The following is a 13,807-nucleotide window of genomic DNA, read 5'->3' as shown; positions in this document are numbered from 1 at the left end:
CGAATGAGCCGGGATTTCTTGTATCATCGGGCCTGCACTGAGGCCCTGTTGCGGTTACTCGACAATCGTGGGCGTAGTCTTGCCGTCGCAATAGCCATAGTAAGGACTGGCAGGTTCGTAGCTTTCGTCTACGAGACCGGTAGCATCGTCGATATACTGCACATTCGTCGGGTAGGTACAATACTCGATTTTAGAGCCGGCACCGTCGTTGAACTGGCCGATGAAGCCCGAGATGTCCGACCTTGCGAAACCACGACGCATACGCATAATCACGTTCTCGGCACTGCAATTGGTAAATGCCACACCGCGGCCACCAACCACTTGACCTACCAAACCACCAGCCTGATAACCGGTTATCGTCACATCGTCGACCGAGCAATTCTTCAACCACGTATTGCCGCCTCCTACACCAATCCAACCGACGAGGCCACCCACATTCTGGGTCTGCAAACCGTCGGAGGCCTTGATGCGTACGTGACGAGCCTGTACGTTCTCGATATTTACCACCGTACTGTAATTGGCTCCGGTGTATCCGATACAACCGGCAAAGTAGGCATACTCTTTGCTGTGGTCTACGGGGTTACCGTCGGTATCGACATCGACCTCACTGTTGGCCAAACCGTTGATGGTGATGTTTTCGAAGGTCAGGTTCTTCATCACACCCTCAAATTTACCCCATACGCCGGTGTAGGCATGATAGGTAAACAGCACGAAGGGGCCCAACTTGTATTCATACACGGCGCCAAACTGTCCGTTCATGGAGAAGTTGCGCAGCACGTGGCCCTGACCGTCGACCGTATAGGTGTTCTCTCCGGTGGTATAGATGGGTTTCCAGTCCACACCGTTCATGTCTATATCGTTCTCGAGAAGAATGGTCGTAACGGTAGCTCTTCTCTTTTCCGTGCCGTCGGTATCGGTATAGGTCTCGGTAACCATGTCGTAGATGTGGTCGGGCAGCCAGGCAAACTCGTCGCGGGTGCTGATGCGATAGACTCTCACGGTCTGACCGCCATTACGAGTCTCCTCCAGAGCGGGTTGCACCGGAGTCACGGGCGAAGATTGCCACCACTCGGCACCGTCGATCCACTCGTTTACAAAGCCCTCCTCGATATCGATAGTCACGCTGCCGCCCACAGTGAGCAGGTTACCCAGAATCGTCGTCAGGTAGTTGCGCTGTATGGGTATGTTGGTGGTAAAGTCTTTGGTAAGAATCGACTCCGTACCCTGCAACCAATCTACACTGAAGTGAATAGCCTGTTGCACATCATTGGCAATCAGGTAGTCGACAAACAGCGTACGGTTGTTGGCCGTGGCGTCGTAGCCCCCTTCGTAGAACTTGTCGCCCGAGGCATCCTGCGGCAAGGTGGCGGTATAGACCACCGACGCGTCGGCATCGGCACCGCCCGAAGCCTCGCCCGTCACGGCGTTCAGCTCGACAAACCGGGTGCAATCGTGATACGAAACCTTGAAGTTGTCGGGCATCTTGGCACCACTCGAAGCCCAGTCGGTAGTCACTACCCGCAGCTTGGCAAACGGACGTTTCAGCGTCATCGTCTCACCGAAGGTTTGCGACACGGCCACATTCTTGGCCAGGAAGTAGGCATCACGGCTCTCGTCATTCAACTGGGCATCCACACTATCCTGTATGGCAATGCGGGTAAAATCGGCCGTATTGTAGTGCAAGTCGGCCGTCTCGCCCTGGCGCACAAAGTCGGCCCAGGCTACAAACTTGTAGGTATTGTTGGGCGTCAGTCTGAAGTTGAAGGTAACCGGTCCGTAGGTATCGACCGTCTTCAACTGAGGCTCAGCGAGCAGCGTAGAACCGTCTTCGGAGTAAACGGCTACCTGATAACGCAAGTCATACTGACTCCAGTCTACATTCACCAATCCCCCTTGACCACTGTTAGTCCCCGGTACGGCACGCGTAATCTGTAAAGCTTCGGGAGCCTCAAAGCGAAGCGTTATCTCATCGCCGTTGGGGTTCAATCCCGGCTCATCCATCACTTCGGAACAGCTGGTTGCCAGTCCCAGCAACACCATTCCCATTAAATAATGATACTTTCTCATAACAGAACTATTAAAATTATAATATAACTAAACTGTCTTTTCTATTCCAATCAAATCAATCGGGTATGACCACCACAAACTCATCGTCGAAATCGTCGTCGATACCTATATTGCCGCTACCTATCTTCTTGGTCAGGAACGGTCCCCGCAACACGGTCTCGTGGTTGCGGTAGAGCGGTATATCTACATTCTGATAGTGGTTTATCTCCTCGCCATCCGTATTATAGATAAATATATCGACAAGCACATGATCTTCGCGACCGTCGTTGGCCAACACATAGTCATAGGCCAGCAGCACTTCACCGCCGCTGGGTTCGTCGGGCGGCATCATCTCCATCGTACGCGACTCTATAAAGGCATTCAACATACCACTCTCGACATTGTATCCTACCCCTACATATTGTTTATATACGACTCGCACCAACAGGTTGTTGACCGAAGCCCGACTGCGTTTTTTCGAAAACTCGTTCCAGTCGGTCGCCCACAGATGGAACCGGGCCGAAGGACGCTTCATGTAGACCGGCACCAGCGGCTCTCCCGAGGGGGTTGCCGTCGCCGTACTGCCCGGCGTAGAGACCGAAATCTCTTCGCCATATCGCCCTACGGTTACCGAGAAGTCGCAACTACCCGCTGCCGCATTCTTATGGTGATTGACCATTGGCGTGTGGTCTATATTCTCTCTCACGGCATTCAACTGCTGGGTATCGAAATGCCATTCACTCACCCGGACTTCGGGGGCATAATCGGCCCACGACAATACCCGGTAGTAGCCCTGAGGCAACTGGAAAGCCAGCGTATCTTGCGGAGGCTGAGCCAACCGGTCGACCGAAAATTCCCGCCGATCGACCAGGATACCCTTATCGACCGAGGCTCCGGCCGACGGCAGCTTGTAGAGTTCGACTATAAAGCGGGCACACAGACGTTCGTCGGGGACGTAGGGCATTGCCGACACATGCGGAAGCTCCTGCACGGTGCTGTTTCCCTCTTCGTCGTAAATCATACTTTTATAATAGAAGGGAGGCATGCGATCGGCATTCAACTCGACCAGCACCCGCACATCGTTCGTGCGGGGATACTCGTGTATGGTCTCATCGCAGGCTGTAACCCCCAGCGACAAGAGACATATAAGTATTGCTATATAAGACAGATTCCTTTTCATAGAACTCTTACCCTCCTATTTCTTGCGGGGGAAAGCCCACTTGTACGACAAACTGATTCCGGCCCGGGTTACTCCCCAGTAAAAATCGGAACCCGAACGGAACAGTTGCCCGTCCTTCCGATTCTGATATACATCGTAGTCATACTCGGCAAACCCGACACCGATATTGAACTCGACACCCCACTGCTTCTGCTTGCCCCACGAGAGGGCATATCCATAACTGAGACCCATGCCCCACAACGCATGGTTGGGGTCTTGGTAGCGACCCTTGTCGTTGACGGCGACATTGAACCCGACCACATGGGTATGCAACCCGATGAAATGGCCCTGCATCACCTGGCCCGGCCACCAGCGCAGCTCGGGCTGGGTAGCCAGTAAACGCAATTTGCGCGTGGGGGTAATGTCGTAGGGCGAGTACCATACCGGTATATCGAGTGTGCCGTGCGGCCACAACTCCACCTCTACCCCGGCGTTGGCCGTGGCGGCTGCCAGAAAGAGCAGGTTGGTCTTCACGGCCAGGTGCCACTTGCGGGGCTCGGCCACCGATACGGGATTTACCGCCGCCGGCTGTACGGGCCGGGGGGCCGGTATGCCGTCGCAGAGCGGCAACAGCTGGGGCTCGGCCGGCAGGTCGCGAGGCTGTTCGTAACAGACAATGGCCATGCGGGCATTGCGGAAGGGCGGGAAGACATCGCGAATGATCCGATGCCACGTATACCCCTTGTCGAGAGCCATGATTTTCCGCTTGCGCCGCTCGTTGTCGGGCTCGGTACGCAAGATTTTCATCACCTCCTCCTTGTGGGGTATCTGTGCCCCGTTCTCGAGGGCAACCTCAAACGAATACCAGTCTTCCCACAGATTCACCACCTCCATCTGGTCGCGCGGGAACCCTGCCTCCTTGGCCAGATAGCGGGCCAATGCCTGCGAACGGTATTCGCCCAACCGGTAGTTCCAGGCCTTGGGTCCCTCGGGCGACGCACTACCGCCTATCCATACGCAGGCAATACGCACGGCCGGGTCGACCTGTATCCGGTGCAGCACCTGCACGATGCTGTCGAGCTGGCGATTGGGCACCAGGTCGTATTTGTTGACCCGAAAGACAACCGGGATAATCGATGTATTGTGGGAATAATAGACCGAGTCAATCTCGCTCTGAGGCAAGAATACAACATAATCGGGATAGGTAGCTCGGGGGAAAGCGGTCTCCCGAGCCTCTTGCGCATGAAGCAGTCCTATCGTCAATGCGCCCAATATGGATAACAGCAGCCCCCTTTTCATAATTGATTAGTTATCGTTGCATATCCCCCTTTTCCGTGTTCTTATGGTATAACCGCTGTCGGAATATTTTGTTTTTTGAACTATTTAAATATGTATATTACAAAAGTAGTATAATATTATTAAATATGCAAAATAAACCAAGAAAATCTATCCATCCTTTTTGGTTCTATCACAATCCCTGCCTTTCAATCCTAAAAAAGGCTGTGCCCAAACCGAAAAATTTGGACACAGCCCTTTGAATAAGAACTATGAATCTAACTGATAATCACCTCAGAACATCAGCTTCATACCGGCAAAATAACTGCGGGGCATCGAAGGACCGTAGATGTAGCCCGAGTCGCGCTCCTTACCCTGGTCGAAATCGCGCTGATAGGCGTTGAAGATATTCTGCACACCGGCGTTGACCTGCAACGTGATGGCCTTGTAGAGCGAGAAGTCATACGACACCTTGGCCGTCATGTCGAAGAAGTCGGGGGTAGTCACCGCCACATCTTTGGCTATGTAGCCCTTCATGTGCTGTACCAGCATGGAACCCGTGTAGGTTCCCGAGAGGGCAATGTTCAACGGCTTCACCGGGGTGTAGGTGGCGGTGAAGTAGCCATACCAGTCGGGGGTGCGGAAGATACGACGCTCGGCAGGCACCGACTCGTCGTCGCTCCACTGCTCGGGCTGGGTATAGTGGCTCCGCTGCCAGGTGACACCGGCCTGCAGCTGCACGAGCGAGAGATAGGCCACCTTGCCCTCGACGGTCACACCGGCCACCTCGGCCCCCTTGCCGTTGCGGCGCTCCTTCACCTTAGCGTTGTGGGTCTGGTCGAACCCGACCTCCTCGAGCACAAACACATGGTTGAGCCGGGTGTAGAACCCCTCGAGCAACAGGTTGCACTGGAAGGCTCCGAAGCGGCGGTACATGTCGGCCGAGAGGCTCACGCTGTGCGACTTCTCCTCCTTCAGGTTGGCCGCCTGCTGGATGATAGTCCCCTCGCCCCCTACGGCAGCCACGTGCAGGTCCTCGTCGTAGGTTTGCGGAGCCCGGAAACCCGACGAATAGCTGGCCCGCAGGTTGACGTTGGGCGTGGGGTTGAAACGCACATTGGCCCGGGGACTGAAGATAACGTGATCGATAAGGTTGTGCTTGTCGAGCCGTCCGCCCACGAGGAAACTCCAGCGGTCGTTCTTCCACTCGTTCTGCAGGAAGGCACTCTCGATATGCACCTCCTGGCGGGTGGTGCGGTTGTAGCCCTTCATCTCGTCGCGCAGCTTGTCGTAGTTGTACTCGATACCGGCAGTCAGGTCGGCCGGCATGAAGAGACAGCGGTCGAAACTGTAGATATACTGTCCACCGGCCACCACCGTCAGGTCGTTGGTCTCGCCATAGGCATCGAGGTTCTGCTTCGTGCCGTAATAGCTGTCGCGGTCGATATGCTGGGCCGAAGCGTAGAGATTGATACGGTGTTTCTCGTTGGGAGTAAAGAGGCTGTAGCTGAGTCCTCCCCCGTTGATCGAGTGGTTCAACTGCTCGGCAATATCGGCCTCGTGGGGCGGACGGTTCAACAGGTTACCACCCCGGCGATACTCGTTGATGTGGTGATACTCCAGCGTAAGCTTGGAGTAGTTGCTGGTCTTCAGGTAAGAGCGGAATCCCAGCGTCTGCCCCTTCAGCTCGGGCAACTCGGTGAAGCTGTCGCCGTCGTGGTCGTAACCGGCACGCTGCCGGTTTTGCCCGAATACATAGAGCCCCGCCTTGTTGTCGTCGGTCACGAGCGAGGCGTTGAGCGACGTGTTGTTCTCGAACTTGCCGCTACCTCCTATCGAGGTGATTGTGTGTGCCAGCGAACCGCTGTTGCGCAACGGCTCTCGGGTAATGATGTTGATGGTACCCGCAATGGCCGACGACCCAAAGAGAGCCGAACCGCCGCCCCGCATCACCTCTACCCGCTCAATCATGTTGGCCGGAATCTGTTCCAGGCCATACACCCCCGACAGGGCACTGAAGATGGGACGCGAGTCCATGAGTATCTGTGTGTAGGGACCGTCGAGCCCGTTGATGCGCACCTGCTGGAAGCCGCAGTTCTGGCAATCGTTCTCGACCCGCACACCCGGCTGAAAGTTGAGCCCTTGGGCCAACGTGCCGGAGTTGGTATTCTCGAAGGTCTTTATGTTCAGCACATTGACCAGCGTAGGGGCCAGTTGCCGCGTAGTCTCGCTGCGGTTGGCCGAAACCACCACGCCGTCGAGTGCCACGTCACTCGGCTCGATTTCGAAATCGATTTCCAGCGTCACACCCTTTTTCAGCGACACCTTCCGCCGGCCCGTCTCATAACCTACCGACGAGGCCTCGAGCACGAAATCGCCCTCGGGCAAATTCTTCAGAAAGTAGTGACCCGAACCGTCGGTCATCGTCCCCACGGTGGTCCCCTTCAACGAAATCGTGATGTAGGGCAGGTGTTCCCGCGTATGCTTGTCGAGCACATGGCCCACAATGTTTATATCCAATGTTTTCTGAGTTGCCGTTTCGGCACGACTCACGCCGATATGCCACAGGCATATCACGCATAAAATAATGTATTTCTTCATTTTTTTCGATTCTGAATAGTTAAGACTCATCCATCCCCCACTCGCCAAGAGCAGGAGTAAACCTTCTGTTTCCTCTTATTTTACAGAATCGAAACGGGCGGAGCACGCAACCCGTGAGCCCCCCACTGCCTGAGTGTGCGTACGAAGCGGGTAGCCGGATAGAGCAACCGGCACGAAAAGGCAAACAGCACAGCCGAAAGCAGCATCCCCACCGACGGCTCGGCCGTAGTGAGATGCGACAAAGCGTGTATGAGTTGAAACTCGGTAGTGGTGTGGCCGTGATGAGCCTTGGGATTGTAGGGGTGCGAGTGCACGATGGTCACCCCGTTTACCACGTGCGTGTGGGTAAACAGCGAAATGCAACCTATATATGAAATGAACAATACAGGGAGAAAGTATTTCGCTATGGAACGGAGCAGCCTGTTCATAATCTTTCGATTATTAAAGACGCAAAGGTAGGGCTTTTTATCTTACAATCCAATACGACAGGCAGAAAGAGGTCCATATTTACCTACAATCAGGTATCTCACTCCCCCACGGCTTCGGGCAAGGCGACAAAGGTGTAACCCCTCTTCTGCAAGGTGCGGATGAGCCGCTCGAGATAACGGTCGTAGAACTTGTCGGTGCGACGCTCATCGGTCCCCAGGTGGAAGAGCAGAATATGGCCGTTGAGCCCCTCGCGCTTCTCGACCTCCATCACCCGGTTGTAGATGTCCCGGCTACTGCGATAGTTGGTCATGTCGGGGGTGGTATAGTCGGCATTGGTCCAGGTTCCGGGGGTGAAGTTAACGATGCGCAGCCCCATGCCCCGCGCCCAGGCGGCGATGGTCTCGTTGTAGTATTCGTAGGGCGGGACGAAGATGCGCGTCTGTGACGGGTCGATACCGGCCCGGCTCATGCGGCCGTAGATAGCTTGCATATCGCTCTCGAACTGCTGCCGGTCTACCAGCGTAGAGTCGCGACGCTCCCAAGCACAGTAGAGCAGATGCCCGTCGCTGTGTGCCCCCACGTAGTGGCCGGCTTGTATCAGTTGTGCAATGGTTTGGGGGAATCGTTCGTAAAACTCACCCGTAAAGAAGAACGAGCCTTTCACACCGCACTGCTGCAAGGTCTCGAGGATACGCCGGGCGCCGTCGTTCTTGTCGGCCGCCGTGAAGACGAGCGAAATCTGCCGCTTCGAGCGGTCGGTGCGCACAATGCCGCCACAGGCATACTCGTTGCGGTCGGGCCCTGCGGCCTCGGCTCCCTCCTGCTGCAACGACGAGAGCAGATAGCTGAGGCTGGCCGTGCCGTCCATCGTGGGTTCGTTGGTCGAATAGTCCTGCATGTCGTCGTGATAGACAATCTCGGCCGACTGGAACGGGGCGTAAGGGTCTTCGCGCGAGAGACGAACTCCTCGCAGGTTGTTGAATATCGAGGCATAGACCGGCCCGTCGACCAGTCCGCCCACGGTCGTACCTGCCCCCAACGCTATGAGTGGCGTGTGAGGGTCTATGGGATAGTCGCCCCACAAGGGCAACTCGGTAATCATGCTCGTGCCCCAGGGGTTGCAGCCGAAGAGCCAGTCGATGAGAGCCGCCTCCATCTCGCGATAACGGTCGTCGCCCGTCAACTCGCGATAGAGCCGGCACTGGGTAGCCACGGCCACCGTCAGGTTGTTGGAGCACCAGATGGCCGGCACCCCGTTGAGGAAAGGATTCCCCTCGGCCCGCTCTCGCACCCGCTCCAGGCCGCTGCGCAGGTTGCGGGTAAACTCGCGGCTCACGCGGCTGTCGTCCACCCCGGCCAGGTGATAATGGCCCAGGTTGATAAAGGGATACCACTGATAGTGGCGGGCACTGTCGGCCCCCATCCAGGGAGTTACCGGTTCGAATCGGCCATACTCGACCGCCTCGTTCAGGAACTGCGGCTCGCCGGTCGAGAGGTAGAGTTGAGCAGCAGCCAGCTCCATATCGTCGGTCCAATTACACTCTTCGTAAATATAGGGCGAAACCACCGATGCCGTTTGGCACACACCAGGATGCTCCACACCGTGACGATAGGCGTCGCGGGCCTTGGCCAGCAGCGTATCGGCCATCGCGGGATAGAAGTCGGCCAGCACCCGGGCCCCCAGCGCAAAACACGAGGCATACTTGCCGGCCGTACTGGCCACGCCGGTGGTGGCGTTGGTAAACTCGCCCCGCACCTGGGGCTCGCCCGAACAGTAGTAGACGGGGCGTCCCAGCCCCTTGCCCCAACCGTAATCTATCTCGTCCTGCGAAGGCAGTTTGAACCCTTTGTGGTCTCGGTCGTCGGCTATCTGGTTATACATCTCGCCTTTCGACGGATTCATGCGGTTGAGCCAGTCGAGCCCCCATTTGATTTCGTCGACGATGTCGGGGATACCGTTGGTCCCGGGCAGGCCGTTGGCATCGTAGGCATCGCCATACGCTCCGGGATTCTTCAGGTAGGCAAACATCATCTGATAGGTGGCGTTGGCCGAGGTGGTCACGTACTGCAACTGGTCGCTCGCATCGTGCCAGCCGCCCCGCACGTCGATGTGTTGGCCACTGCGGGTGGGGTGATAGACGATATAGCCGTCGTGGGTGTGACAGCTGTCGCGCTCGAAGGGATTGAAGCCGCAGCGTTGCTGACGCATGTAGCGCAGGATGAAGTCGGCCGTGCCGTCGTACACCCGATTGCCGATAACAAAGCGAGGCGAGAGGGCATCGCCGGCCCTCAGCCGATAGGTACCGGGCCGATTGCAGGCGGTGAAGTCGAGCCGATACATGCGTTGCATCCGGCCCCACAGGCCCGCAGCCCGAGGGGTGTCGAAACGCATCACCTCCTGACCGGTACAATCGTCGACCAATGCATACGACTCCAGGTCGATGGCCTCGTCGCTCATATAGACGGCCACCTTGGGCGAAGCGGGCAGATAGCCCAACTGGTTCACCCGTATCCACTCGCCGCCCCAGACGGCCGTACCGAGAGAGAGCGCTCCCGCCACGAGAGCCCCGACAATCTTTTTCATGTCTTTATGCTTTTACTGGTTTCTTAATCAACAGCAACAGCCCGATGAAGGTAAACAGGGCATTCATAATCAACAGTTCGTAGCTGAACGAATAACCGCCGAACCAGGCCTGCGAATTGCGGTCGAGAATGAAGCAGAGCACCGGCGAGGCGATGGCCACCAGCGGGATATAACGGTCGCGCACCTGTGCCTTCACAAAGATACCGAAGGCAAAGAGTCCCAGAATGGGCCCGTAGGTATAGCTGGCCAACGTATAGACGGCGTCGATGACACTCGTGTTGTTCAACAGGTTGAAGATGAAGATAACCACACCCATCACCACGGCCATGCCGATATGTACCCGTTTACGCAAGTGCACCACCTGCTCTTCGCTCTTCCCCTTCACGCCCAGAATATCGACCGTAAACGAGGTGGTAAGCGCCGTCAGGGCCGACCCCGCAGCCGAATAAGCCGACGAGATGAGACCCACGACAAACAGAATACCCACAATCAACGGGAAGTAGCCTTGCGTGGCTATCAGCGGGAAGAGTTCGTCGCTCTTCTGCGGAACGGCTATCCCCTCGGTAGCGGCATAGACATAGAGCAGCACGCCCAGCATCAGGAAGAGGGCATTGACAAAGAACTGCGCGATGCCGCTCGTAATCATGTTTTTCTGCGAATCCTTGGAGTTTTTGCAACTCAGGTTGCGCTGCATCATATCCTGGTCGAGTCCGTTCATGGCAATCATCGTAAAGACACCGGCCAGGAACTGCTTGAAGAAATAGCGTTTGTCGTTCACATCGTCGAAGAAGAACATCTGCGACATCTCCGACCCGCGTATCGTCTGCCACATTCCACCCAGGTCGAGGTGCAGGTCGCTGGCGATATAGTAGATGCAGAGTATCACCGAAACGATGAGACACACCGTCTTGAGCGTATCGGTCCAGATGAGCGACTTCACTCCGCCCCTGAAGGTGTAGAGCCACACCAGCCCTACGGTGAAAATCACATTCAGGATAAAGGGCAGATGTAGCGGCTCGAAGACCAGCATCTGCAACACCACACACACCAGAAAGAGGCGCACGGCAGCGCCCAACATCTTCGAAATAAAGAAAAACCAGGCCCCCGTGCGATACGACGAAAGGCCGAACCGGTTCTCGAGATACTCATAAATCGAAACCAGATTCATGCGGTAGAACAGCGGCACCAGCACGTAGGCGATGAGCAACTGCCCCACGATGAACCCCAGCACCATCTGCAAATACGAGAATCCGCTGGCGGCCACCATACCGGGCACCGAGATGAAGGTCACCCCCGAAATCATGGAACCAATCATGGCAAAGGCCACCACATACCAGGGCGACTTGCGATTGCCCACGAAAAAACCTTGATTGTCGGCCCGGTGACCTACCACATACGAAATGCCGAACAAGACGATAAAATAAGCGAAAATGGTGATTAAGACAACTACGGGTGTCATGTGTTTCAGCTATTTAAGTTTACGGTTATTACTCTTCATACAACAGATAAGGACGGCGTTGCTCCCTGAACTTCTCCACATCGTCGTGCCACATGGCCTTGATTTCGTCGGCCGACTTGCCCTCCTCGATCATTCGGCGCACATAATCCACACCTATCAGTTTCTCGAAGAAGGAGCGGAAGAAGTGGTCGCCCAGATTGAGGTTGCGATAGGCATCGATCACATACTCGAGATTCAGCCCCTTGGCCCAAATCTCCTCGTCGGTAAGCCCCGTCAGGTCCACGCCATAGCACTTCTTGTTCAGTTGCGGCGGATTCTTGGCACCCGGTACGCTGCGCGGCGTAAACGAAAAGTCATACCCCTTCATGTTAGGGTGACCATACACCTGGAAAGGCCAGTCGGTACCCCGCCCCAGACTCACCGGCGTAGCCTCGAAATAGCAGGTCGAGGGATAGAGATAGACGGCACGCATATTCGGCAGATTGGGCGACGGAGGCACCGGCAGCACATAGTGCGTCTGGTGCGTGTAGTTCAGGCAAGGAACCACCGTGAGGTCGCACACCCGGTCCTCGGGCAGCCAATGCTCACCGTTCACCATGCGGGCCAACTCGCCCAGCGTCATGCCATGCACCACAGGGATAGGCAACCACCCCACCCCCGACTTGTACTTCATGTCGAGGATAGGTCCATCGATATAGTGCCCGTTCGGATTGGGCCGGTCGAGCACAATCACCGGGCGGCCAAACTCGGCACAGGCATCCATCAACTTCACCATCGAAATATAATAAGTATAGAAGCGAAGCCCCACATCCTGAATATCGACCAGCAGCACATCAAACGAGTGCATCGACTCGTCCGACGGTCGGCCCGACTTGCCATCGTACAGCGAACTGATTTTTATTCCCGTCTTGGGATCGACCGATCCCGCCACATGTTCACCCGCATCGGCATCGCCGCGGAAACCATGCTCCGGCGAAAATATCGTCACCACATTCACACCGTCGGCCACCAGCATATCCACCAGATGGCGGTCGCCCACCATCCCCGTGTGGTTCGAAAAGACAGCTACCCGCTGCCCCTTCAACGCCGGATAATACTCGCCCGTACGCTCGGCCCCCACCACTACGCGGCTATCCTTGGCCCGGCATACCATCAGTGCAAAACAAAATAACAACAGAAACAGAAATCTCTTTCTCATGGTATCTATATGCTCAAAATAAATAATTCACAATTTATTTGTAAATGTAAACATATTTTCAGAGTAAGACAACCGCGATAAATATATTTAATAGATTTTATCAACTATACAGAAAGTACAATTGCCATGCCCCACATGAAGAAAGATAGAAGAGTCGCAAAACTCCGCCTTTATCGGGCAGGGAGTGGGCAAGCCAAAGATGGATAGAGGACGAGGAGTGTCTGAGCCTGTGGCGAGTTCCGCAGCCCCGACGATGGCGCAGCCTGCGACCAACTCGGCCCGATAACAGCGGCGGCGCTTCTTTTGTGTCACCCCACAATCGATGCGGGGTCCAGGAAAGAGAATCTTACGAGTAAACTTGCCGGTATTCCCTGGATTCCGCATCGGAGTGCGGGATGACCAGATGACCGTGTCGGGGGCGATGACTAAAGCGCGAAGTCCTCCGGCCTATGGGAGAAAGCAGAAAGAAAAATGGCGGAGAGGGACGAACAAGGGAAAAAGATGTTTGAGCCGGGGCGAATCAATCGAAGTGCCCGAGGCAGTAAAGCCTGCCGAACGGCTGCTGCAAAGCGAGCCCGGCGAGTTCTTTTTCCCCGGGCCTCGCAGTCATTTTTCAGCTTTCGGACATCAGCCGGGAGCTTTCTTTTGGCTTCCCTTTTCTTTTGCGGGAAAAGAAAAGGGAGATTCTGGATGCACGGGCCGTGCGTCCCTACTGGCCCGGACGGTACTGCCGGCTATTTTCTTTGGGTATAAACAGCGGGTATATCCTGGATGCCGCGTCGAGAACCGTGTCACCCCGCACAGCGATGCGGGGTCCAGGAAAGAGAATCTTACGAGTAAACTTGCCGGTATTCTCTGGATCCCGCGTCGGAGCGCGGGATGACTTTTGCCGATATTCCTGAATCCCGCATCGGAGTGCGGGATGACTGGGTGACCACACCGGAGGCGATTGGGTAAACTAAAAAAGGTGATTATAAAAAGGTCGGCTGACCAAGGCCGGTATTCTCTGGATCCCGCGTCGGAGCGCGGGATGACCGAGTGGGCGCATCGGGGGTA

8 protein-coding genes are annotated in these 13,807 nt (G+C 55.8%); all 8 read right to left on the bottom strand.

Annotated features, from left to right (window positions below; genetic code table 11):
• Nucleotides 1-54 precede the first annotated feature (54 nt).
• Entirely contained in the window at nucleotides 55-2,067 is a 2,013-nt protein-coding gene (locus tag NW211_RS04205; protein ID WP_258327025.1) for a DUF6562 domain-containing protein, read from the bottom strand.
• Nucleotides 2,068-2,122: 55 nt separating this feature from the next.
• Nucleotides 2,123-3,226: a DUF6562 domain-containing protein gene (locus tag NW211_RS04200; protein ID WP_258327024.1), complete on the bottom strand. Its 1,104-nt coding sequence runs from the start codon at nucleotides 3,224-3,226 to the stop codon at nucleotides 2,123-2,125.
• Nucleotides 3,227-3,241: 15 nt separating this feature from the next.
• The gene (locus tag NW211_RS04195; protein WP_258327023.1) at nucleotides 3,242-4,504 is read right to left on the bottom strand and encodes a DUF3575 domain-containing protein; all 1,263 of its coding nucleotides are present in this window, start codon (nucleotides 4,502-4,504) and stop codon (nucleotides 3,242-3,244) included.
• A gap of 270 nt (nucleotides 4,505-4,774) precedes the next feature.
• Nucleotides 4,775-7,081, bottom strand: coding sequence for a TonB-dependent receptor (locus NW211_RS04190; RefSeq protein ID WP_258327022.1), 2,307 nt, complete (start codon nucleotides 7,079-7,081; stop codon nucleotides 4,775-4,777).
• An 80-nt stretch (nucleotides 7,082-7,161) separates the two neighbouring features.
• Nucleotides 7,162-7,509, bottom strand: a complete 348-nt coding sequence (locus tag NW211_RS04185; RefSeq protein ID WP_258327021.1) for a hypothetical protein — start codon at nucleotides 7,507-7,509, stop codon at nucleotides 7,162-7,164.
• A 98-nt stretch (nucleotides 7,510-7,607) separates the two neighbouring features.
• Nucleotides 7,608-10,094 (bottom strand): glycoside hydrolase family 9 protein, encoded by a 2,487-nt coding sequence (locus tag NW211_RS04180; protein ID WP_258327020.1) that lies wholly within the window; start codon nucleotides 10,092-10,094, stop codon nucleotides 7,608-7,610.
• A 4-nt stretch (nucleotides 10,095-10,098) separates the two neighbouring features.
• Nucleotides 10,099-11,553, bottom strand: a complete 1,455-nt coding sequence (locus NW211_RS04175) for a sodium:solute symporter (protein WP_087409647.1) — start codon at nucleotides 11,551-11,553, stop codon at nucleotides 10,099-10,101.
• 28 nt (nucleotides 11,554-11,581) lie between these two features.
• Entirely contained in the window at nucleotides 11,582-12,751 is a 1,170-nt protein-coding gene (locus tag NW211_RS04170; protein ID WP_258327019.1) for a DUF1343 domain-containing protein, read from the bottom strand.
• Between the last annotated feature and the right edge of the window lie 1,056 nt (nucleotides 12,752-13,807).

The sequence above is a fragment of the Barnesiella sp. ET7 genome (genome assembly GCF_024733785.1).
GTDB lineage: Bacteria > Bacteroidota > Bacteroidia > Bacteroidales > Barnesiellaceae > Barnesiella > Barnesiella merdigallinarum.
Note: the sequence above shows the minus strand (reverse complement) of the source record. Positions and strands in the feature narration are given on the sequence as shown.

Coding starts and splice junctions, on each gene's coding strand:
- NW211_RS04205 (WP_258327025.1), bottom strand. CDS start 2,067: ATGAGAAAGTATCATTATTTAATGGGAATGGTGTTGCTGGGACTGGCA.
- NW211_RS04200 (WP_258327024.1), bottom strand. CDS start 3,226: ATGAAAAGGAATCTGTCTTATATAGCAATACTTATATGTCTCTTGTCG.
- NW211_RS04195 (WP_258327023.1), bottom strand. CDS start 4,504: ATGAAAAGGGGGCTGCTGTTATCCATATTGGGCGCATTGACGATAGGA.
- NW211_RS04190 (WP_258327022.1), bottom strand. CDS start 7,081: ATGAAGAAATACATTATTTTATGCGTGATATGCCTGTGGCATATCGGC.
- NW211_RS04185 (WP_258327021.1), bottom strand. CDS start 7,509: ATGAACAGGCTGCTCCGTTCCATAGCGAAATACTTTCTCCCTGTATTG.
- NW211_RS04180 (WP_258327020.1), bottom strand. CDS start 10,094: ATGAAAAAGATTGTCGGGGCTCTCGTGGCGGGAGCGCTCTCTCTCGGT.
- NW211_RS04175 (WP_087409647.1), bottom strand. CDS start 11,553: ATGACACCCGTAGTTGTCTTAATCACCATTTTCGCTTATTTTATCGTC.
- NW211_RS04170 (WP_258327019.1), bottom strand. CDS start 12,751: ATGAGAAAGAGATTTCTGTTTCTGTTGTTATTTTGTTTTGCACTGATG.